General features: G+C 63.0%; 1 protein-coding gene. It reads left to right on the top strand.

Annotation, left to right across the window (positions count from 1 at the left end; genetic code table 11):
- Positions 1-554, top strand: a 554-nt coding sequence (locus AC0L27_RS41170; protein WP_473323825.1) for an efflux RND transporter permease subunit, incomplete at both ends; no start/stop codon positions are given.

Below are 554 nucleotides of genomic sequence, written 5' to 3'. Positions count from 1 at the left end.
GTCACCACCGACGTGCAGACGCCGTCGGATTCGTCCTATGGCCGGACCGAGGCGGTGATCGAGAAAGTGGAAAAATATCTGGCGCAGCGCCCGGGCGTCGACAACGTCACCTTCCTCACCGGCTTCAGCTTCTCCGGCCAGGGCACGAACACCGCGCAGGCCTTCATCACCCTGAAGGACTGGTCGGAGCGCGGGCCGAAGGACTCGGCCGCGGCTATCGTTGCCGACATCAACCGCGATCTGTCGTCGTCGATCCGCGACGCAAAAATCTCCGCGCTGCAGCCGCCGCCGATCGACAATCTCGGCAATTCCTCGGGCTTCTCGTTCCGCCTCCAGGACCGCGGGCAGAAGGGTTATCCGGCCTTGATGCGCGCCGCCGATCAGTTGATCGCGGAGGCCAATGCAAGCGCTGTGCTTCAGAAGGTCTATGTCGAGGGCCTGCCCGAGGCCGGCGTGGTCAATCTCGTGATCGATCGGGAAAAGGCCGGCGCCTTCGGCGTCACCTTCGAGGACATCAACAACACGATCTCGACCAATCTCGGCTCGAACTACAT

It is taken from the genome of Bradyrhizobium sp. Ken51 (assembly GCF_055807435.1).
Note: the sequence above shows the minus strand (reverse complement) of the source record. Positions and strands in the feature narration are given on the sequence as shown.